This window comes from Enterobacter sp. DSM 30060 (genome assembly GCF_013375955.1).
GTDB lineage: Bacteria > Pseudomonadota > Gammaproteobacteria > Enterobacterales > Enterobacteriaceae > Enterobacter > Enterobacter intestinihominis.
This window is the reverse complement of record NZ_CP056118.1, coordinates 4,651,021-4,671,836: the sequence shown is the minus strand read 5'-3', so window position 1 is coordinate 4,671,836 and position 20,816 is coordinate 4,651,021. Positions and strand designations below refer to the sequence as shown.

Genomic DNA, 20,816 nt, shown 5'->3' with positions numbered 1-20,816 from the left:
TTCGCCCTCCACCTGTGTTACACCTGCGGGAAAATCAGCTCCAGTGCCTGGAGGGAATCTTCCCAGTCGGCGCGTTCAAAAATACCCTGTTGCAGAAATGCCTCCAACTGCGGCCAGAGGGCAATCGCTTTATCGAGCATCGGATCGCTGCCTTTGGCGTACGCTCCGACGCTTACCAGATCGCGGTTGCGCTGGAAGCTGGAGAGCAGTTGTTTGAAGTTACGCACGCGGGCGTAGTGTTGCTCAGTGATCAGGGCCGTCATCGCACGGCTGATCGAGGCTTCAATATCAATCGCCGGGTAGTGCCCGGCTTCGGCCAGACGGCGCGACAGCACGATATGGCCGTCGAGGATCGCGCGCGCAGAATCGGCAATCGGGTCCTGCTGGTCATCGCCTTCGGTCAGTACCGTATAGAACGCGGTGATGGAACCTCCGCCGCTGATGCCATTCCCCGCACGCTCAACCAACGCCGGGAGCTTGGCGAAGACCGACGGCGGGTAACCTTTGGTGGCGGGCGGCTCGCCGATGGCCAGCGCAATCTCACGCTGCGCCATCGCGTAGCGGGTCAGGGAGTCCATAATCAGCAGCACGTGCTGGCCCCGGTCGCGGAAATCTTCCGCGATACGCGTGGCGTAGGCGGCACCCTGCATACGCAGCAGCGGCGACACGTCCGCCGGGGCGGCGATCACCACCGAGCGGGCGCGACCCTCCGCACCAAGAATGTTTTCGATGAAATCTTTGACTTCGCGACCACGCTCACCAATCAGGCCGACGACGATAACGTCCGCCTGGGTATAACGCGCCATCATGCCGAGCAGGACCGATTTACCCACGCCGGAGCCGGCAAACAGCCCCATACGCTGGCCGCGTCCCACTGTGAGCAGGGCGTTAATCGGCCGCACGCCTGTATCCAGTACGTGCTCGATTGGCGTGCGTTGCAGCGGGTTAAAGGGTTGGGTGATCAGCGCGCCGGTTTCGGTGGTATCAGGGGAGGGCAGGCCATCGAGCGGTTTGCCGCTCCCGTCCAGCACGCGGCCCAGCAGCGCCGGACCGAGCGGGAGCTGTTTGCCGCTTTGCAGGCCGTCACCGCTAATGTTTTTCGCGTAGACGCGGGCGCCGGGCAAAATCCCTTCCACTTCCTCAAGGGGCATCAGAAACAGTCGCTGGCCGTTAAACCCGACCACTTCACTTTCCACTTCACGCGTCTCACTCCCGTCCTGACGCTCAATCACGCAGGTGGCGCCGAGCGGAAGTTGCAGACCCGTGGCTTCCAGGACCAGACCGGTGGCACGCGTCAGGCGTCCATAACGACGAACGGATGGCAGCTGCGCCATCTTCGTTTCAAAATTATCGAGCGTGTTAAGCCAGCGCGTAAGGCGAGCGGTCATCAGACGACTCCCGGTGCCGCCAGGCGGCACAGTTCCTGCCAGCGGGTCGCGACGCTGGCATCCAGATCGCCCTCATCCGCCGAGACCTTACAGCCTCCGTGATGGAGCGACGGATCGCCGCGCAGCCGCCAGCCGTGCAGGCTCAGCGTCGCGCCGAGGCTCTCTTCCACGCGCTGCAAATCATCAGGATGCACGCGCAGCTGCGGTTTGCCGCTGAACAGCGGCTCCTGCTGGAGCAGCCCCTGGATTTGCTTAATCAGCGCGGCGTTATCCACGACCGGCGTCTGGCCGATCACCTGACGGGCCGCCTCCAGCGCCATCTGCATCAGGCGCGAAGCAATCACGCTGTCCAGCGCATCCAGCGTGTGCTGAAACTCGCTCACCAGCTGCTGCATGCGGGCATGCAGCGGCGCCTGCTGCTGGCGCGCCTGCTCAATGCCCTGCTCTAAACCTTTCGCCAGCCCTTCCTGATAACCCTGTGCGTGCCCGGTCTGACGGCCTTCGTTCATCCCGGCGTTGAAGCCCTGCTCGTGCGCCTGCATTTGCATCTGGGCCAGCATCTGGGCGCGCTGTTCCTCTTCACTCAGCTCGGGCACGCCCGCCCCGGCGTCGCCCTCATCGGACGACACTATGGCAGGGGTGAACTCTGCGGTGGGAGGGGAGAGGTCGTCAGGCGTCCAGCGCTTCCACGACAGTTCATCAGACATAGGTGTCGTCTCCGCTGCCAATCACCATCTCGCCGGTTTCTGCCAGACGACGAACAATAAGCAGGATCGCTTTCTGTTCGTTCTCCACCTGAGACAAACGCACCGGGCCACGGTTGGCCAGGTCGTCGCGCAGGATATCGGCCGCACGCTGGGACATGTTGCGCAGGAACTTCTCGCGCAGCGGCTGCTCGGCGCCTTTGAGGGCGATAAGCAGGGACTCCGAATCCACTTCCTGAAGCAGGCGCTGGATGCTGCGATCGTCCACTTCGACCAGGTTTTCGAACAGGAACATCTCGTCGATAATTTTCTGCGCCAGTTCGCCGTCGAACTCGCGCACCGCCGTAATAACCGCCTCTTCCTGCTGCGTTTTCATCAGGTTGATGATTTCCGCTGCCGTTCTCACGCCGCCCATTTTGCTGCGCTTGAGGTTCTGGCCGTCGAGCAGGTTGTTCAGCACTTCGGTCAGCTCCGCCAGCGCGGCTGGCTGGACGCCGCCGAAGGTGGCGATACGCAGCATCACGTCGTGGCGCAGGCGCTCGTCGAACAGCGCCAGAATATCGGCCGCCTGGCCCCGTTTGAGGTGGACCAGAATGGTGGCGATAATCTGCGGGTGCTCGTCGCGAATAAGATCGGCGGCGCTTTGCGGTTCCATAAAGTTGAGCGTTTCGATCCCGCTGGCGGTGTCGCGCGTTTCGAGAATATCTTCCAGCAGGCTGGCGGCGCGCTCTTCGCCCAGCGCCTTAACCAGCACGGAGCGCAGGTATTCGTTGGCGTTGACGTTGAGCGCAGCAAACTGCTCGGCTTCCTGCTCAAACTCCGCCAGCACTTCGGTCAGCTGCTTGTTGGAGATCTGGCGCACGTTGGCCATCGCCGCGCTGAGGATCTGCACTTCTCGCTGAGAGAGGTGTTTAAACACCTCCGCCGCGCGATCTTCGCCAATGGTCATCAGCAGGATGACGCTCTTATCGGTGCCTGTAAGCGTATTACTCATGTTCGTTACCCATCCAACCGCGGATGACCAGCGCGACGACGCGCGGATCGTTATCTGACATTTCGCGAATGCGCTGGCTCATCACCTCTGCGCCCATACGCTGGTTAGCACGGCGCTGCTGCATCTGTTCATCTTTGCTGAGACGAACTTCAACCGCTTCTTCCTCGTCCGGACGCGCGTTCTTCTGTTCCAGCGCAGCTTTTTCGGCTTCAGCGCGACGCTGAAGCTGAGGACGGACACCCTTACGCCACAGCAGCCACGCGACAATCAGCACCAGCAGCCAGCGACCTGCGGACATCAGCTGATCGAAGAACGCCTGCTGTTGCCAGAACGGCAGTTCGCCACCGGTCTCATCCACCGGGTTGAACGGTGAGTTCACAACGTTGAGGGTATCGCCACGTTTTTCAGAGAAGCCCATCGCTTCGCGGGTCAAATCTTCGATCTGCTTCATCTGCTCTGCCGTGAGCGGCAGCGGTTTACCGTCCGGCAGCGTTTTGTAGTTCACCACCACGGCAACAGAGAGACGCTGAATATCTCCCGTGTTCAGTTTGGTATGGCGGATAGTCCGGTCGACTTCGTAGTTGGTCGTTTCGTTACGGCTGCTGTTACGCGGGCCGGCACTGTTCGCGGTCGAGGTCGTCTGCTGATTCGTTTGCTGACCGTTCTGCGGGTTGGCCGGCGGCGTGGAGATTGGCGCGGCGTTGGCAGGCGCAGGCTGGTTAGAGAGCGCACCCGGCACACCGCCAGGATACTGGCCACCGACCTGTTCCGTCTCATTGATCTGACGCGAGCGTAACACGGCGCGAGAAGCATCCCCGTTCGGGGCGTACTGCTCTTCGGTCTGTTCTTTATTCGAGAAATCAATCTGCGCGGTGACCTGCGCATGCACGTTGCTGTTGCCCACCACCGGGCCCAGAATCGCTTCGATGCGACGCTGGAGACGGCCTTCCACGTCGGCAGCGTATTTCAGCTGGGCGTCGTTGAGATCGCGCCCGGCGGTGTTGGACTGCGTCAGCAGGTGACCGCTCTGATCCACCAGCGTAACGTTACCCGGCGGCAGACCGGCTACCGCACTGGAGACCAGGTGCGTGACGGCGCTGATCTGGCCTTCATCCAGCGCACGACCGGGTTCGAGGTTAACCGTCACAGAGGCAGAAGGGGACTTTTGTTCGCGGACAAACAGGGACGGCTTAGGCATCGCCAGGTGCACGCGGGCACTTTTCACCGGGCCTAAGGTTTCAATCGTACGGGCCAGCTCACCTTCCAGCGCGCGCTGGTAGTTAACCTGCTCGCTGAACTGGCTGATGCCGAATTTTTCCTGATCCAGCAGTTCAAACCCAACCGCGCCGCCTTTCGGCAGCCCCTGCTGGGCGAGACGCAGGCGAAGCTCGTGCACTTTATCTGCCGGCACTTCAAGCGCACCGCCGTTATCGGCAAAGCGATACGGGATGTTCATCTGGGTCAACTGGGTGACGATGGCACCGCCATCCTGGTCGGAAAGGTTGCTGTAGAGCGTGCGGTAATCCGGGCTTTTTGCCCATAAGACCATCGCGACAATGATCGCAATGGCGGCAGCGCCTGCCACAATCAACGGGATCTTAGGGTTGGCGCGAAGGCGGTTCATCCACTCGAGTGATTTATTCTGCGGCGCTGTCGATGCTGCTGTCGCACTCATTGCGCACCTCTTAAATCCTGGTGGTTTACGTTATTCGTGTAGAGAAACAAAACTGACTCCCGGGTCGGCAAACACGACAAAAGTTCCATACTGATGGCCCTGCCATTATTTGATGAATCGGGATTTTCTATGCGTCAAATAACCTGGTTTTTTAACGCTATTTACCGCCATTATCTTATTGACAAGCTGTTAGTCTTGACCTCGTAAAAAACCATCCAGGGGAGAGTCATGGCTATACAGGGCATTGAAGGGGTACTCAGTCAGTTACAGGCAACGGCGATGACCGCCCGTAATCAGAGCGTAACTGACCAGCCGCAGGGCATTAGCTTCGCCGGTCAACTGCATGCGGCGCTGGACCGGATCAGCGATAAGCAAAACACGGCCCGTACCCAGGCTGAGAGATTTACCCTCGGTGAACCCGGCGTGGCGCTCAACGATGTGATGGCCGATCTGCAAAAAGCGTCGGTGTCATTGCAGATGGGGTTGCAGGTGCGTAACAAGCTGGTGTCGGCGTATCAGGACGTGATGTCGATGCAGGTGTGAAACCTTCCAATCTTACGCTGGCAGCCTGATGGCTTTAATGCCACAATATTTTTTTCTTCGCATGCAGGAAAGATGATGAAAAAAGTAGCAATTGTGGCTGCAATGCTGACGTTAGCGGGATGCGTTCAGGTCGAAAACTATCAGGAAGTGGTTAAGCATCCGGCACCTTCGCATCTGGCAGGTTACTGGCAGTCGAAAGGGCCGCAGAGCGCGATGGTGAGCCCGGAGGCGATTGCCACGCTGGTGGTGACGCCAGAGGGTGATACCCTGGACTGCCGTCAGTGGCAGCGCGTTATCGCGGTGCCTGGTAAGATCATGCTGCGTTCAGATGATTATTATAACGTGACCGAAAAACGAGACGTCTATCCGCTCGATCGTGATGGGGCGGCGCTGGAGTATGACGGCATGGAACTGTACAAGGTTGACCGCCCAACGGTGGAATGCGCAGATTACCTGAGCAAGAATCCGCTGGAGAGTAAGCTTCCGTAACCGTTTTGGAGTTTGCGCCCTCTACCCGTGGTCTGAGGGATCTCCACAAAATAATGCCTTCACCGTCGGCCCCCTCTCCCTGGAGGGAGAGGGCTGGGGTGAGGGGGAACATACGGCTCTGGTGGTCATTCCGTTCACTTTATGTTCCTTGCTACTCTGTAGCGACATGAGCGGTGAACGTGCCAGGGTGGCTCAGTCGCCACCACCCTGGCGACCCGGGCTCCCGGCGGAAAATCGCCGCTTCGCGGTACCCTCAGCTTTTTCCTTCAGGCTATCGGGTCGGGCATGAGCCTGCATCCATGCAGGCCACGCCCTCTCGGCGCTTCCCTGCGCCTCGCCCCGGCCTTACGGAAACGCTTCGGCGATTTACAGCCGGACCAGGGCATTGCTGAAAGTCCTCAGTTATTATGAAGGCAACGTTATTGCTTCTGCTTTCAAATTACTGGGGATATCTCTCCCTGTGGGAGAGGGTCGGGGTGAGGGCATCAGGCCGCACCTTTCCCGTACTACAGCGCGTCTTCAATCACCCAGACGCTGACGCTTCCCCCGTTACAGAAGAACGTCCCTTCGCCATCCGCCGCCGTGGTCACGGTTTCCTCGCGGTTGCCTAAAAAATCACGCCAGGTCTTATTGCCGTAATTCTCGCCGAGGCAGATCGTCTTCTCACCGTTATCACCATTCGACAGCACCACCACACAGCCCGGGTGCTCCTCTGTCCCGCTGCGGCTAAACGCAATGCAGTTTGGATGATCGAAAAAGAGGGTTTGCACGCCGTGGGCAAAACGCTGCCGGGCGAGGATCAGCTCGTGGAGCTGTTCAATCACCGGCATATCAATGTGATACGTCTCACCATCCCCGCCAGTGTCGTCATAGCTGGCGCCAAAAAGATCCGGGTAGAACACGCTCGGCACGCCGTTTTCACGCAGCAGGATGAGCGCGTAGGCCAGCGGTTTGAACCAGGCTTCAACCGGGGCTTCCAGCGCCTGCAAGGGCTGGGTGTCATGGTTGGCCACCAGCGTTACGGCATGGAACGGATCGGCTTCCACCAGCGTACCGGTGAAAATCTGGCTCATATCGTAGTCGCGTCCCTGGCGTGACGCTTCGTGAAATTTCATTTGCAGCGGCGCGTCAAACAACATGGTTTTGCCGTCCACCTGATTGATGTATTGCTGCAATTTATCCACTTCGTGAGACCAGTATTCCGCCACAATAAATAGCGACTGCGGGGCCACCTCCTGGACATGTTCAATCCACTCTTTATAGAACCAGGCCGGAATGTGTTTTACCGCGTCCAGGCGGAAGCCGTCGCAGTGGGTTTGCTCCATCACCCAGCGCGCCCAGTATTTGATCTCCTCCGTCACCGCGTGGTTGCGAAAATCAATATTTTCACCCATCAGGTAATCGAAATTGCCCATCTCGTCGTCGACCTGATCGTTCCAGCCTTCGCCGGTGTAGTCGTTAACGATTTTGAAGATACCGTCCTCACTGGGATTTTCAATGTGGTCGATACCGCTAAAGCATTTGTAATCCCAGATGAACTGCGAATACTGCCCGGCCCGAACGGGGAAGGTGTAGCGCGTCCAGGCTTCACATTCGATGATCTCATCGCTGATTTGGGTGCGATCCTGAGCATCCACGCGTTGCACGCGGACGGGTTCCTTTTCATCGGCCCCCATTTTATGGTTGACCACCACGTCCAGAAGCACCGCAATCTGGTTACTTTTTAAGGCGTTGATGGCCTCCAGCAGCTGGGCTTTATCGCCGTATTTGGTGGCGACGCTACCTTTCTGGTCAAACTCACCGAGGTCGAAAAGGTCATAAGAGTCATACCCGACGGAATAGCCGCCGGATGCGCCTTTGTAGGCCGGGGGTAACCAGACCATATTGATGCCGATTTCGTTCAGGTTAGGGGCTAATGCCGTGACTTCTCGCCACAATTCACCGCCGGTGGGGTAGTACCAGTGAAAACATTGTAAAAGTGTTGGGTTGCGCATGCACCATCTCCATGAGGTCGCGAAATTCAAGTATGGAGCAGGTTTGGCAGAAATGCCTGGCGAACGAAACGGTTAACGCTTGCCCGCCAGTTAAATGGCTAATTAATATCGCTATTACTTTGCGGAACAAGGACATGACCGCCCTGGTTACCGTAGGTGGAGAGAACGGTTTTCTGGATGGAGGATTGCCCAACCAGCTTCGCCAGCTCATCCATTCTGGCTTGCAGCAATGTTTTTACCTGGCCTTCGTTGTCCAGGATCACCCGCAGCGTCGGGCGAAGCTGCTCCTGAATCTGCATCGAAGGTTCACTTTCCTGAGTGAGACGAGCCAGTGAGTGCACCGCATTAACATAGTCGGTTTCACAGATGATTAGATCATCCCATAGTCCCTGCCGCGCCAGTCGCAACATCAACTGGCTCTGCTCAAGGAGTTGCTGATAAAGGGCATAAAGTTGCGGTGCGTTACTCATTAGACGGCGTCCTGCATCAGTTGTGGCGTACCGGCAACCTCCTTCCACCCGTCAGCGATATTGCGCAGCAGGTTTTCCACCTCTTCGATGGCGCTGGCGTCGTTATTCACATTGGCGTGCAGGAGGCGACGTACCATATAGGCATAAAGGGCAATCAGGTTTTGCGTAAGCTCATCATCGTTATTTTCCACCAGGCCCACCTTCAGCCCGTTTTCGATAATGTTGATGGCTTTTGAGAGCGCCAGCCCTTTTGCCGGGATATTACCGTCTGCCAGGAACAGACGCGCGCGTACCAGCGCGCTGAGGGCTCCATCAAATAGCATGATTACCAGCTGCTGCTGGCTGGCGCTCATCACCGCGCTTTCAACTTCTATCTTTGCGTAGGCCTGCGTGCCTTTTGCGCCGTACATGTTATCCCCCTCGGGTCTGATTAGCGTTTACTACTTGTTGCTGGACGTATTTTCGAACTGCTGCGTCAGGTAGCTGCTGGTGTTGTTCAGCGAGGTCATCAGTACGTCCAGCTGGGTAAACTGGGCTTTGTACTGCGCCACTCTTGCATCAATACGTTCGCTCACGGCGTTATATTGATCCGTTAACTTGTTCAGCGTTTTGCTGACGCCATCTTTGGCTGCCTGGATAATGCCTTTACTGGAAAGCCAGTCAGTCAGATGGGTGGCCATGGTGGTGGTGATCCCGGTGGTTTTTCCGTCACCTACAACCAGATCTTTCACCGCAGACGGGTTATCCGTCAGCGCTTTTTTCAGCTTTTCGCTGCTCAGCTCCAGCTTGCCCGTGCTTGGATCTGAGGTAATGCCAACCTGAGACAGCGTTTTATAGGCGGTTCCGCCGACGGTGTTGCTCAGCATGGTTTTCAGCTGCGTCTGGATAGTACGCAGCGTAGTGTCTCCGAGCAGGGCGCCGTTGCTGGAATCCTGCGCATCTGTGCCCGCATCAACCGCCGTATATTTGGTTAACGATGCAAAGCTGTCCTGAAGGGTGTTGTAGGCATCCACCCAGGCTTTCATCGCCGTTTCCGCTTTAGACGTATCTTTAGTAATCGTCAGCGTCTGGTTACCGGTGGTGACGTCGTTCAGGTTCAGGGTGATATCTTCCAGCGCATCGCTAATGGTGTTGCTGCTGTTTTCGATATCTACGTTATTCACCTTCAGCTTCGCGTTTTGCGCGGTAACGCTTTCCATCATACCGTTGCTGGCATCGGTGCTGGTGCCGTTGTAACCCATAAAGGATTGCTGGGCGCTATCGCCGCTTACGCTGATGCTGACCGCGTTGTCCGCTCCGGTTTCGGTGGAGGTGATGGACAGACGATATTGACCATTACCGACGTTAATAATACTGGCGGTCACGCCGGCGTCAGCTTTGTTAATCGCATCGCGAATGCCGGTCAGCGAGGAATTTGCCGCGCTGATATCGATGGTCACCGGATCTTTACCGTTTCCGGCGGTAAAGGTGATCTTGCTGTCAGCCGTGGCAATGGCCGTTTTGGTATCCGGCTGTGCGTTTTTGGTCGTCAGGGTTTGCGCCTGCGCCAGCTGCGACACGCTGATGGTGTATTTACCGGCAATCGCGCTGCCGGTAGTGGTGGCGCTGAATGCCGTGGAGCTACTCGACGTGCTGGTCGCCGTAAACAGGTCGGCTTTATTCAGCGCGGTGTTTGCAGTCTGAAACGCTTCCAGCGAACTCTTCAACGTGCCGTAAGCGCTAAGCTTGGCGGTATAAGATGACTGTTGTTTGGTTATCGGCGTCAACTGTGCTTTTTCGGCCGTGGTCAGACTATCCAGAATGTCTGCTAACTTAAGACCCGAACCGATCCCCAATGATGAAATACTTGCCATATTTATTCCTTAATCTATCGACACGTAGAACGAATAGTGGGGTTATCGGCTTTTATGGGGGAAAGTTTACGGTTAATTTCTTTTTTTTAATGGCGGGAATAACGGTAATAGAGAAGAGCTTTTCCGTGGCTAAAAAAATTAACGCGATCCTGAAAAAAAATCTAAAGGTTGGTTTGGACCAGACGATAACACCTTTGACGGCGATGAAGCCGAAGGGTGGAAACCCAAATCTAACCAAACAGATTTGATGAACAACAGGAATCGAAATCATGGCACAAGTCATTAATACCAACAGCCTCTCGCTGATCACTCAGAACAACATCAACAAGAACCAGTCTGCTCTGTCTTCTTCTATCGAGCGTCTGTCTTCTGGTCTGCGTATCAACAGCGCGAAAGATGACGCTGCGGGCCAGGCTATCGCTAACCGCTTCACCTCTAACATCAAAGGTCTGACTCAGGCTGCACGTAACGCTAACGACGGTATCTCTCTGGCACAGACCACTGAAGGCGCGCTGTCTGAAATCAACAACAACCTGCAGCGTGTTCGTGAACTGACCGTTCAGGCAACTACCGGTACTAACTCTGATTCTGACCTGTCTTCAATCCAGGACGAAATCAAATCCCGCCTGTCTGAAATCGACCGCGTATCCGGTCAGACTCAGTTCAACGGCGTGAACGTGCTGGCTAAAGACGGTACCATGAAGATTCAGGTTGGTGCGAACGATGGTCAGACTATTTCCATCGACTTGCAGAAAATTGACTCTTCAACTTTAGGTCTGAACGGATTCTCCGTTTCTAAAAACGCGCTGGAAACTGGCGAAGCGATTACCCAACTCCCGAATGGTGCTGGTGCGCCAATCGCTGTGAAGATGGACGCGTCTGTTCTGACTGACCTGAACATCACTGATGCTTCTGCTGTTTCTCTGCATAACGTAACTAAAGGCGGTAATGCGACTTCTACCTATGTTGTTCAGTATGGCGATAAGAGCTATGCAGCTTCTGTTGCTCAGGATGGCACAGTCAAACTGAACAAAGCAGACGTTACATATAATGACAAGGCAAATGGTGTTGCTGACGCAACGCAGACTGGTAGCCTGGTTCAGGTCGGTGCTGATGCTGATAACAATGCAGTGGGCTTTGTAACTGTACAAGGTAAAAATTACGTTGCAAATAACTCATTAACAAATGCCAATGGTGCGGATGCAGCGGCAGCAGCTACCTCTGTAACAATTGATGGTGGTACAGGTAACCAGGCCAAGATCGAGCTTAGCCAAAATGGTACTACTGCTGCAACTACTGAGTTCGCTGGTGCTTCTACAAATAATCCACTGGCTCTGCTGGACAAAGCTATCGCGTCCGTAGACAAATTCCGTTCTTCTCTGGGTGCGGTACAGAACCGCCTGAGCTCTGCGGTTACCAACCTGAACAACACCACCACCAACCTGTCTGAAGCGCAGTCCCGTATTCAGGACGCCGACTATGCGACCGAAGTGTCCAACATGTCTAAAGCGCAGATCGTTCAGCAGGCCGGTAACTCCGTGCTGTCCAAAGCTAACCAGGTTCCTCAGCAGGTTCTGTCTCTGCTGCAAGGCTAATCGCCTGATTACGCTTAAACCCCGCTTCGGCGGGGTTTTTTCTATCCACGCACAAGCGTAACCCCCCAAATAACCCCTCATTTCACCCACTATTCACCCGATTAAAACCCCTCCAGAATCGGATAATCATGCCGATAACTCAACTAACGCAGGGCTGTTTATCGTGAATTCACTCTATACCGCTGAAGGTGTAATGGATAAACACTCGCTGTGGCAGCGTTATGTTCCGCTGGTGCGTCACGAAGCATTGCGCCTCCAGGTGCGTTTGCCGGCGAGCGTGGAACTGGACGATCTGCTACAGGCGGGCGGTATCGGGTTATTGAATGCAGTTGACCGGTACGACGCTCTGCAAGGAACGGCATTTACGACTTACGCAGTGCAGCGTATTCGTGGTGCGATGCTGGACGAGCTGCGCAGCCGCGACTGGGTGCCGCGCAGCGTTCGCCGCAACGCGCGCGAAGTGGCGCATGCGATGGGGCAGCTGGAACAGGAACTGGGGCGCAACGCGACGGAAACCGAAGTGGCGGAGCGTCTGGGCATTCCTGTTGAAGAGTATCGCCAGATGTTGCTCGATACTAATAACAGCCAACTCTTCTCTTATGATGAGTGGCGCGAAGAGCATGGCGATAGCATCGAGCTGGTGACGGATGAACATCAGCAAGAAAACCCGTTACACCACTTACTGGAAGGGAATTTACGCCAGCGCGTGATGGAAGCGATTGAAGCTTTACCGGAACGTGAGCAACTGGTGTTAACCCTCTATTACCAGGAAGAGCTCAATCTCAAAGAGATTGGCGCCGTGCTGGAGGTGGGCGAGTCACGGGTGAGCCAGCTGCACAGCCAGGCCATTAAACGCCTGCGCACAAAACTGGGTAAGTTATAGGTGAGTCATTCGCCTTGGAAATGCCGCACAACGTATTGACAACCAGGAGTTATCATGACGGTGCAGCAATCTAAAAGACGGCCTTTAAGCCGCTACCTGAAAGACTTTAAACACAGCCAGACGCATTGCGCCCACTGTAAAAAATTACTCGACCGCATCACGCTGGTTCGTCGCGGTGAAATCGTGAATAAGATTGCGATTTCCCGCCTCGACACGCTGATGGATGAAGCCGCCTGGCTTGAAGAGCAAAAAGAGTGGGTAGCGCTTTGCCGTTTCTGTGGCGATCTCCACTGCAAAGAGCAAAGCGACTTCTTCGATATTATCGGCTTCAAGCAATTCCTGTTTGAACAAACGGAGATGAGTCACGGCACCGTGCGTGAATACGTGGTTCGCCTGCGCCGCCTGGGTCAGCATTTGACCATGCAAAATATCTCCCGCGATCTGCTGACGACCGGATACCTGGATGAAAATCTGGAGCCCTGGCTGCCCGCCACCAGTACCAACAATTACCGCATCGCGCTGCGAAAGTACGCGCAATATAAAGTCCAGATGCCGGGCGTCATAAAGCAGAAAGTCCACGCCGGAACAACTTCTGATATATATTAAAAAAGAATAAGATGTAGCGCAGCCGCCTTTGACGTTGCAGGCGATTTCTCTACACTACTCAAAAATTCCACTGTATCGGAGTACTTATGAAATTAGCAGTTCTGGGTCGTCAGGCGCTGATGGGGATGATGGCCGTTGCGCTGGTCGCGGGGATGAGCGTGAAAACGTTCGCGGCAGATAATCTGCTCAACAAAGTCAAAGAGCGCGGCACGCTGCTGGTTGGGCTGGAAGGAACCTATCCTCCGTTCAGCTTCCAGGGCGACGACGGTAAGCTGACCGGTTTTGAAGTGGAGTTTGCGCAAGAGCTGGCCAAGCATCTCGGCGTCAAAGCCTCCCTGAAACCGACCAAATGGGATGGTATGCTGGCGTCACTGGATTCCAAACGTATCGACGTGGTGATTAACCAGGTGACCATTTCTGACGAGCGTAAGAAGAAGTATGACTTCTCTACGCCGTACACCGTGTCCGGTATCCAGGCGCTGGTGAAGAAAGGTAACGAAGGCAGCATCAAATCCGCCGCGGATCTGAAAGGTAAGAAAGTCGGCGTCGGTCTGGGCACCAACTACGAAGAGTGGCTGCGCCAGAACGTGCAGGGCGTGGACATCCGCACCTATGATGATGACCCGACGAAATACCAGGATCTGCGCGTAGGCCGTATCGACGCCATTCTGGTTGACCGCCTGGCAGCGCTGGATCTGGTGAAGAAAACCAACAATACCCTGGCCGTCGCGGGCGATGCGTTCTCCCGTCAGGAGTCCGGCGTGGCGGTGCGTAAAGGTAACGAGGATCTGCTGAAAGCCATTGATGCTGCCATTGCTGAAATGCAGAAAGACGGCAGCCTGAAGGCGCTTTCTGAGAAGTGGTTCGGCGCAGACGTGACGAAATAAGTCTCTGACCGACAAAAAAAGGCGCTTTTAAAAGCGCCTTTTTTATTTCTCGCGCGTCTGCGTGCATAATGAAATAACAATTGTTTGCGTGACCGGAGGAACCATGTCACTACAGAATTTAACGCGCTTTCCCCGTCTGGAATTTATCGGCGCACCCACGCCGCTGGAGTATCTGCCGCGATTTTCTGACTATCTGGGGCGCGATATTTTCATTAAGCGTGACGATGTGACGCCCATGGCGATGGGCGGGAATAAGCTGCGCAAGCTGGAATTTCTCGCCGCCGATGCCCTGCGCGAGGGCGCGGATACGCTGATCACCGCCGGGGCAATTCAGTCTAACCACGTTCGCCAGACGGCGGCAGTGGCGGCGAAGCTGGGCCTTCACTGCGTAGCCCTGCTGGAGAACCCGATTGGCACGCAGGCAGAGAATTACCTGACTAACGGTAACCGCCTGATGCTGGATCTGTTCAACGTGCAGGTTGAAATGGTTGACGCGTTGACCGACCCGGCTGCACAGCTTGATGAACTGGCGACGCGCCTGGAAGCGCAGGGCTTTCGTCCGTACGTCATCCCGGTTGGCGGCTCGAATGCGCTGGGTGCTCTCGGCTATGTTGAGAGCGCGCTGGAAATCGCCCAGCAGTGCGAAGGCGCGGTGAGTTTGTCCTCGGTGGTAGTGGCGTCCGGCAGCGCGGGTACCCATGCCGGTTTAGCGGTCGGGCTTGAGCAACTGATGCCGGACGTAGAGTTGATTGGCGTGACGGTTTCCAGAAGCGTTGCGGATCAAAAGCCGAAAGTCGTCACCCTGCAACAGGCGGTGGCAGAACAGCTTGCGCTTCAGGCGAAGGCGGAAATATTGCTGTGGGATGACTACTTCGCGCCGGGTTATGGCACCCCCAATGATGAAGGGATGGAGGCCGTTAAGCTGCTGGCCCGCCTCGAAGGTATTCTGCTTGACCCTGTCTATACCGGTAAGGCGATGGCGGGCCTTATCGACGGCATCGCCCGCAAGCGCTTTAAGGATGAAGGACCCATTTTGTTTGTTCATACTGGCGGGGCGCCTGCGCTGTTTGCCTATCATCCCCATGTCTAAAAATCAGGTAGAAAAATAATAATGCAAGAAAGTATTCAACTGGTTATTGATTCGCTGCCGTTCTTGCTTAAGGGCGCGGTGTTTACTTTACAGCTCAGTATCGGCGGGATGTTCTTCGGGCTGGTGCTCGGGTTTGTGCTGGCACTGATGCGCATGTCGAACATATGGCCGGTGCGGTGGCTGGCGCGGTTTTACATCTCCGTGTTTCGCGGAACGCCGCTTATCGCCCAGCTGTTTATGATTTACTACGGGCTGCCCCAGTTCGGTATCGAGCTGGATCCGATCCCGGCGGCGATGATTGGCCTGTCGCTGAATACGGCGGCGTACACCTCTGAAACGCTGCGTGCGGCGATCTCGTCCATCGATAAAGGACAGTGGGAAGCGGCGGCCAGTATCGGGATGACCCCGTGGCAGACCCTGCGCCGGGCGATCCTGCCCCAGGCGGCGCGCGTGGCGCTACCTCCGCTGAGCAACAGCTTTATCAGCCTGGTGAAAGACACCTCGCTTGCGGCGACCATTCAGGTGCCGGAGCTGTTCCGTCAGGCGCAGCTGATCACCTCGCGCACGCTGGAAGTGTTTACCATGTATCTGGCGGCCTCGCTGATTTACTGGGTGATGGCGACGGTGCTGTCCGCCCTGCAAAACTATTTTGAAAACCAGCTTAACCGCCAGGAGCGAGATCCAAAATGAGTGCAATTGACGTCAAAAACCTGGTGAAAAAATTCCACGGGCAAACGGTGCTGCACGGCATCGACCTTGAGGTTGAGCAGGGCGAAGTGGTGGCAATTATCGGCCCGAGTGGGTCAGGGAAAACCACGCTGTTGCGCAGCATTAATTTGCTTGAGCAGCCCGAAGGCGGGACGATCCGCGTGGGCGATATCACCATTGATACCGGGAAACCCATCAGCCAGCAAAAAGGGCTCATTCGCCGCCTGCGTCAGCATGTTGGCTTCGTATTCCAGAGCTTTAATCTCTTTCCGCACCGTACGGTGCTGGAAAATATTATTGAAGGCCCGGTCATCGTAAAGGGTGAACCAAAGGAAGACGCGACGGCCCGCGCCCGCGAGCTGCTGGCGAAGGTTGGCCTGGCCGGGAAGGAGACGAGCTATCCGCGTCGGTTATCTGGCGGACAGCAGCAGCGTGTCGCCATTGCGCGCGCGCTGGCGATGCGCCCGGATGTGATCCTGTTCGACGAACCCACATCCGCACTCGATCCTGAGCTGGTCGGGGAAGTGCTTAACACTATCCGACAGCTGGCGCAGGAAAAACGCACGATGGTGATTGTGACGCATGAAATGAGCTTCGCTCGCGACGTTGCCGATCGGGCAATTTTCATGGATCAGGGGCGAATAGTAGAGCAGGGGCCAGCTAAGGCGCTTTTTGCCAAACCTCAGCAGCCTCGAACCCGCCAGTTCCTTGAAAAATTCTTAATGCAGTAGCATTTTCACGCTCAATTTGCTCCAGATGTCACTTCTGGAGCAAATTATCCTCCCATAAATTCAGTTTTGTTGATTTTTTATTCCACCCGATGTGGATAAGCCATCGCCAAATTAAAGATAATCCGTCTGTGGTCGATATTTTATATAAATGATCCTGCTTTATGTGTTAGGTTATATTCACCATAATAATGATTATCTTTATCAGAGGCTTCATTCGGCAAGTATGAGGGATATAGACTTTTTCACCTGGCGACGGGAATGCGTCCTCCGGTTTCAGGAAATGACCTGTGCTGACGAGGTATATCAGGAACTTCAGCGACAAACGCAGGCGCTTGAATTCGATTATTATGCGCTTTGTGTTCGACACCCTGTGCCATTTACCCGCCCGCGAACATCCGTCCATTCCAGTTATCCGCAACAATGGATGGCGCAATATCAATCCGAGAATTATTTCGCCATTGACCCGGTACTGAAGCCGGAGAATTTCATTCAGGGTCATTTGCCCTGGACGGATGAATTATTCACGGATGCCCAGCAATTATGGGACGGCGCGCGGGACCACGGTTTACGTAAGGGAATAACCCAGTGTCTGATGCTGCCAAATCATGCGCTCGGATTCCTCTCCGTGTCATGTACTAGCTTACAGGCACACTCGATATCCAGTGAAGAAATTGAGCTGCGTTTACAAATGCTGGTTCAGATGGCGCTCACTACACTGTTGCGCTTTGAACATGAGACGGTGATGCCGCCGGAAATGAAATTCAGCAAGCGTGAACGGGAAATTCTGAAGTGGACCGCAGAAGGGAAGACGTCGGCAGAAATCGCCATCATTCTTTCCATCTCGGAAAATACCGTCAACTTCCATCAGAAGAATATGCAGAAGAAATTCAACGCGCCGAATAAGATCCAGATAGCGTGTTATGCCGCGGCGACTGGGCTTATCTGACTGATATCACGTTCTGCGTGTCAGACGAGGAAAAGGCTGAATGCATTGCATCCAGCCTTTTTTGTTACTGGCGGTAGGCTTGTTTAATTTGCTTAACTGTATTGGCAAAAACAGCGGATTCCGCCTGATCTTCCATCTGCGCGATCTGTTTTTCCATTTTAATGATCACACGTCCAGCATCAGCCTGGCCCATCGCCTGTAGCATAAGCGTCAGCAGCGACTTCAGGCAGTTTACTTCCTGTGCCAGTTCCTGGTTATTCTCGGCAGTGGCAAATTCAGGTGTGCTCATTTATTTTCCTCATTATAAAACAGCGCATGAGCGCGACGATGAAAGTTAAGGCGGCGGAGTATACCACAAGCTGCGGCAAAAAATGCAGTGGTTGTTTTTTATACTTTTACGCGTATTGATTATTGGCCGGTGCGGATTATGAAGGTAATCTGCCCAATATGTTAGCGACAATTAAATGTTTATCGCCGGTACGCCATCCGTTAATTGTTGTTACAAAAAAATGAGAGCATTTTTTAGTTTACGTTAACAAATGTTTTGGTGGCTTTTTGAATGCTGGTGCTAAAAAAATAGCGGTAAAGCCCACTACACATGGGTTTTCTTTCCACTTGCTGTACAGCCTAATTTCCAAAAACGAGACCCGAATCGTATAGCCGATTTTTTAGCGTTTTAATCTTGCATGGAAAACCGTTAATATAAACCCAATTAGCAGTCAGTAGCGTTATCCCTATTCTGGAGACATTTCCTTTGATCAACGTCCTTCTTGTTGATGACCACGAACTGGTGCGCGCAGGGATACGACGCATTCTTGAAGATATAAAGGGTATTAAAGTAGCCGGCGAGGCGTGCTGTGGCGAAGATGCCGTCAAATGGTGTCGCGCGAACTCCGCAGACGTGGTGCTGATGGATATGAACATGCCCGGTATTGGCGGGCTTGAAGCCACGCGCAAAATCGCGCGCATGTTCGTTGATACCAAAGTCATCATGCTGACCGTCCATACCGAAAATCCGCTGCCCGCCAGGGTCATGCAGGCGGGGGCTGCGGGGTATCTCAGTAAAGGTGCTGCACCGCAGGAAGTCGTCAATGCGATCCGCACCGTTCACGCAGGGCAGCGCTATATCGCTTCTGATATTGCTCAACAGATGGCGTTGAGTCAGATTGAACCGGAAAAAACGGAATCTCCGTTTGCCAGTTTGTCTGAGCGCGAATTGCAGATTATGCTGATGATCACTAAAGGTCAGAAGGTGAATGAGATTTCTGAGCAGTTGAATCTCAGCCCGAAAACGGTCAACAGCTATCGCTATCGGATGTTCAGTAAACTGAACATTCACGGTGATGTCGAACTGACTCACCTGGCCATTCGCCATGGTTTGTGCAATGCGGAGTCGTTAATAAGTCAGTGAGTGAAGCGTTCGATTCAAAAGCATTTCTGAAAACCGTCACCAGCCAGCCAGGCGTCTACCGGATGTATGATGCTGGCGGTACGGTTATCTATGTCGGTAAGGCGAAAGATCTGAAGAAACGCCTTTCAAGTTATTTCCGCAGCAACCTTGCCTCCCGTAAAACCGAAGCGCTGGTCGCACTTATACACAACATTGATGTCACCGTAACGCACACGGAAACGGAAGCGCTGCTCCTTGAGCACAACTACATTAAGTTGTATCAGCCGCGCTACAACGTTCTGCTGCGTGATGACAAGTCCTATCCGTTTATCTTCCTGAGCGGCGACACGCACCCGCGGCTGGCGATGCATCGTGGCGCTAAGCATGCGAAAGGTGAATATTTCGGCCCCTTCCCGAATGGTTATGCCGTGCGGGAAACGCTGGCGCTTTTGCAAAAAATCTTCCCTGTTCGCCAGTGCGAAAACAGCGTTTATCGCAACCGCTCCCGGCCATGCCTGCAATATCAGATTGGCCGCTGCCTGGGGCCGTGCGTTGAAGGGCTGGTGAGCGAAGAAGAGTACGCGCAGCAGGTGGAATATGTCCGCCTGTTTTTAGCAGGGAAAGACGATCAGGTGCTGACGCAACTGATTACCCGCATGGAAAAAGCCAGCGCGGCGCTGGAATTTGAGGAGGCCGCACGCATCCGCGACCAGATCCAGGCGGTGCGCAGGGTGACCGAGAAGCAGTTTGTTTCCAATACGGGCGACGACCTCGATGTCATCGGCGTTGCCTTTGACGCCGGCCTGGCCTGCGTCCACGTGCTGTTTATTCGTCAGGGCAAAGTGCTCGGCAGCCGCAGTTACTTCCCGAAAGTGCCGGGCGGGACTGAGATGGGTGAAGTGGTGGAGACCTTTGTCGGCCAGTTTTATTTGCAGGGCAGCCAGATGCGTACGCTGCCCTCGGAGATCCTGCTCGACTTCACGCTGGACGATAAAACCCTGCTGGCGGACTCACTTTCAGAGCTGGCAGGTCGCCGGGTGAATGTCCAGACGAAACCGCGCGGCGATCGTGCGCGTTATCTGAAGCTGGCGCGAACCAATGCCGCCACGGCGCTGACCACCAAACTTTCCCAGCAATCGACCGTCAGCCAACGTTTAACCGCGCTTGCTGCGCTGCTCAAGCTGCCGGAAGTGAAACGCATGGAATGCTTCGACATCAGCCATACGATGGGTGAGCAGACCGTGGCGTCGTGTGTGGTCTTTGATGCCAATGGCCCACTGCGGGCAGAGTATCGTCGCTATAACATCACCGGCATTACGCCCGGTGACGATTATGCCGCCATGAATCAGGTGCTGCGTCGTCGCTATGGTAAAGCGATTGAAGAGAGCAAAATCCCGGACGTTATCCTTATCGACGGCGGGAAAGGGCAGTTGGGGCAGGCGAAGGCGGTATTCGAATCGCTCGACGTGGAGTGGGATAAGAACCATCCGCTGCTGCTAGGGGTAGCGAAAGGGGCAGATCGTAAGGCTGGCCTGGAAACGCTGTTCTTTGAGCCGGAAGGCGAGGGCTTTAGCCTGCCGCCAGATTCCCCTGCACTGCACGTGATCCAGCACATCCGAGATGAGTCGCACGATCATGCCATTAGCGGACACCGCAAAAAACGGGCGAAAGTGAAAAATACCAGTACCCTTGAGACGATTGAAGGCGTCGGGCCAAAACGTCGCCAGATGCTGTTGAAGTATATGGGCGGATTGCAAGGATTACTCAACGCCAGTATGGAAGAAATTGCAAAAGTGCCGGGTATTTCGCAAGGGCTGGCAGAAAAGATCTACTACTCGTTGAAACATTGAGGGCTCTGTAGCAACATAGA

General features: G+C 55.0%; 21 protein-coding genes. 12 read left to right on the top strand and 9 right to left on the bottom strand.

Features of this window, described 5'->3' with window-relative positions:
* Window positions 1-17: 17 nt before the first annotated feature.
* The 4 genes from fliI to fliF are packed head-to-tail and all read right to left on the bottom strand — an operon-like array spanning window position 18 to window position 4,761.
* Window positions 18-1,388, bottom strand: coding sequence for a flagellar protein export ATPase FliI (gene fliI, locus HWQ15_RS22290; RefSeq protein ID WP_032624018.1), 1,371 nt, complete (start codon window positions 1,386-1,388; stop codon window positions 18-20).
* A complete protein-coding gene (fliH, locus tag HWQ15_RS22285; protein ID WP_022648550.1) occupies window positions 1,388-2,095 on the bottom strand; it encodes a flagellar assembly protein FliH in 708 nt (235 codons plus the stop codon). Before fliH ends, fliI begins: the two co-directional genes overlap by 1 nt.
* Window positions 2,088-3,086 carry a flagellar motor switch protein FliG gene (gene fliG / locus HWQ15_RS22280; RefSeq protein WP_003859608.1) on the bottom strand — a complete coding sequence of 333 codons (999 nt, stop codon included), beginning with the start codon at window positions 3,084-3,086 and terminating at the stop codon, window positions 2,088-2,090. Before fliG ends, fliH begins: the two co-directional genes overlap by 8 nt.
* Complete coding sequence (gene fliF, locus HWQ15_RS22275; RefSeq protein ID WP_045308594.1) at window positions 3,079-4,761, bottom strand: flagellar basal-body MS-ring/collar protein FliF; 1,683 nt, start codon at window positions 4,759-4,761, stop codon at window positions 3,079-3,081. Before fliF ends, fliG begins: the two co-directional genes overlap by 8 nt.
* Window positions 4,762-4,989: 228 nt before the next feature.
* Here fliF and fliE point away from each other — a divergent pair, with 228 nt between their 5' ends.
* Window positions 4,990-5,304, top strand: coding sequence for a flagellar hook-basal body complex protein FliE (fliE, locus tag HWQ15_RS22270; RefSeq protein WP_045308593.1), 315 nt, complete (start codon window positions 4,990-4,992; stop codon window positions 5,302-5,304).
* Between the two features lie 75 nt (window positions 5,305-5,379).
* Window positions 5,380-5,793 (top strand): lipoprotein YedD, encoded by a 414-nt coding sequence (gene yedD, locus HWQ15_RS22265; RefSeq protein ID WP_022648547.1) that lies wholly within the window; start codon window positions 5,380-5,382, stop codon window positions 5,791-5,793.
* Between the two features lie 506 nt (window positions 5,794-6,299).
* Here yedD and amyA read toward each other — a convergent pair.
* The 4 genes from amyA to fliD all read right to left on the bottom strand — a co-directional run bounded on the left by amyA (window position 6,300) and on the right by fliD (window position 10,110).
* Window positions 6,300-7,787, bottom strand: a complete 1,488-nt coding sequence (gene amyA, locus HWQ15_RS22260) for an alpha-amylase (RefSeq protein WP_058677600.1) — start codon at window positions 7,785-7,787, stop codon at window positions 6,300-6,302.
* A gap of 98 nt (window positions 7,788-7,885) precedes the next feature.
* Window positions 7,886-8,257: a flagella biosynthesis regulatory protein FliT gene (gene fliT / locus HWQ15_RS22255; RefSeq protein ID WP_006811148.1), complete on the bottom strand. Its 372-nt coding sequence runs from the start codon at window positions 8,255-8,257 to the stop codon at window positions 7,886-7,888.
* The gene (fliS, locus tag HWQ15_RS22250) at window positions 8,257-8,667 is read right to left on the bottom strand and encodes a flagellar export chaperone FliS (RefSeq protein ID WP_063148558.1); all 411 of its coding nucleotides are present in this window, start codon (window positions 8,665-8,667) and stop codon (window positions 8,257-8,259) included. The genes fliT and fliS overlap by 1 nt, the downstream gene beginning before the upstream one ends.
* 30 nt (window positions 8,668-8,697) lie before the next feature.
* The gene (gene fliD, locus HWQ15_RS22245; protein ID WP_176587414.1) at window positions 8,698-10,110 is read right to left on the bottom strand and encodes a flagellar filament capping protein FliD; all 1,413 of its coding nucleotides are present in this window, start codon (window positions 10,108-10,110) and stop codon (window positions 8,698-8,700) included.
* 269 nt (window positions 10,111-10,379) lie between these two features.
* On the opposite strand from fliD, the gene HWQ15_RS22240 reads away from it, so the two are divergent.
* The 8 genes from HWQ15_RS22240 (at window position 10,380) to sdiA (ending at window position 17,556) form a co-directional block, all read left to right on the top strand.
* A complete protein-coding gene (locus HWQ15_RS22240; RefSeq protein WP_023300483.1) occupies window positions 10,380-11,705 on the top strand; it encodes a FliC/FljB family flagellin in 1,326 nt (441 codons plus the stop codon).
* Window positions 11,706-11,868: 163 nt separating this feature from the next.
* Entirely contained in the window at window positions 11,869-12,588 is a 720-nt protein-coding gene (locus HWQ15_RS22235) for an RNA polymerase sigma factor FliA (RefSeq protein WP_003859623.1), read from the top strand.
* A 54-nt stretch (window positions 12,589-12,642) separates the two neighbouring features.
* Window positions 12,643-13,194, top strand: coding sequence for a flagella biosynthesis regulatory protein FliZ (fliZ, locus tag HWQ15_RS22230; RefSeq protein ID WP_023300482.1), 552 nt, complete (start codon window positions 12,643-12,645; stop codon window positions 13,192-13,194).
* 86 nt (window positions 13,195-13,280) lie between these two features.
* On the top strand, window positions 13,281-14,081 hold the full coding sequence (gene tcyJ, locus HWQ15_RS22225; protein WP_023300481.1) for a cystine ABC transporter substrate-binding protein: 801 nt from the start codon (window positions 13,281-13,283) through the stop codon (window positions 14,079-14,081).
* A gap of 103 nt (window positions 14,082-14,184) precedes the next feature.
* The gene (dcyD, locus tag HWQ15_RS22220; protein WP_022648541.1) at window positions 14,185-15,171 is read left to right on the top strand and encodes a D-cysteine desulfhydrase; all 987 of its coding nucleotides are present in this window, start codon (window positions 14,185-14,187) and stop codon (window positions 15,169-15,171) included.
* Window positions 15,172-15,192: 21 nt separating this feature from the next.
* The gene (gene tcyL, locus HWQ15_RS22215; protein ID WP_003859632.1) at window positions 15,193-15,861 is read left to right on the top strand and encodes a cystine ABC transporter permease; all 669 of its coding nucleotides are present in this window, start codon (window positions 15,193-15,195) and stop codon (window positions 15,859-15,861) included.
* Window positions 15,858-16,610, top strand: a complete 753-nt coding sequence (gene tcyN, locus HWQ15_RS22210; protein ID WP_023300479.1) for an L-cystine ABC transporter ATP-binding protein TcyN — start codon at window positions 15,858-15,860, stop codon at window positions 16,608-16,610. The genes tcyL and tcyN overlap by 4 nt, the downstream gene beginning before the upstream one ends.
* A 223-nt stretch (window positions 16,611-16,833) precedes the next feature.
* Window positions 16,834-17,556: a transcriptional regulator SdiA gene (gene sdiA / locus HWQ15_RS22205; protein ID WP_032622448.1), complete on the top strand. Its 723-nt coding sequence runs from the start codon at window positions 16,834-16,836 to the stop codon at window positions 17,554-17,556.
* Window positions 17,557-17,620: 64 nt separating this feature from the next.
* On the opposite strand, the gene HWQ15_RS22200 is transcribed toward sdiA, so the two are convergent.
* Window positions 17,621-17,845 carry a DUF2594 family protein gene (locus HWQ15_RS22200; RefSeq protein ID WP_003859644.1) on the bottom strand — a complete coding sequence of 75 codons (225 nt, stop codon included), beginning with the start codon at window positions 17,843-17,845 and terminating at the stop codon, window positions 17,621-17,623.
* Window positions 17,846-18,310: 465 nt separating this feature from the next.
* On the opposite strand from HWQ15_RS22200, the gene uvrY reads away from it, so the two are divergent.
* Together uvrY and uvrC are read left to right on the top strand one after the other, a co-directional pair.
* Entirely contained in the window at window positions 18,311-18,967 is a 657-nt protein-coding gene (uvrY, locus tag HWQ15_RS22195) for a UvrY/SirA/GacA family response regulator transcription factor (RefSeq protein WP_017384478.1), read from the top strand.
* Window positions 18,964-20,796, top strand: a complete 1,833-nt coding sequence (gene uvrC, locus HWQ15_RS22190) for an excinuclease ABC subunit UvrC (protein WP_022648536.1) — start codon at window positions 18,964-18,966, stop codon at window positions 20,794-20,796. The genes uvrY and uvrC overlap by 4 nt, the downstream gene beginning before the upstream one ends.
* The last annotated feature ends 20 nt before the right edge of the window (window positions 20,797-20,816 follow it).